We start from the raw sequence: 318 nt of genomic DNA on the forward strand, positions 1-318 counted from the left end.
TCTCGCCGCGATACCACAGCAGGAAGACGACACAACCGAATCGACACATTAATTCCTTACAGTCACACTACTCGACGAATCTGATGGCGCAGACCCCGAAGGCGTCGTGGCCTTGGGTGAAGACGTTGCTGCACTCGGTCTACGACCAACCCGACTCCGTCGCCTTCGGCCGGTTCAACACGATCCGGCCCACCCCGTCCCGCTTCTCGATCAGAACTTCGGGGTCGGTGATTGGTTCGCTCATTTATGCTGCTCCTCGGTTTCCGACGACGCTGCGGGCGATGACGACGCGCATGATCTCGTTGCTGCCCTCGAGGA

At 59.4% G+C, this 318-nt stretch carries 1 pseudogene; it reads left to right on the plus strand.

Annotated features, from left to right (window positions below):
* Positions 1-158: pseudogene (locus tag P3H15_RS55320) on the plus strand (hypothetical protein); the annotation flags it as partial.
* Positions 159-318 lie beyond the last annotated feature (160 nt).

It is taken from the genome of Rhodococcus sp. T2V (assembly GCF_029269925.1).
Lineage (GTDB): Bacteria > Actinomycetota > Actinomycetes > Mycobacteriales > Mycobacteriaceae > Rhodococcus_F > Rhodococcus_F koreensis.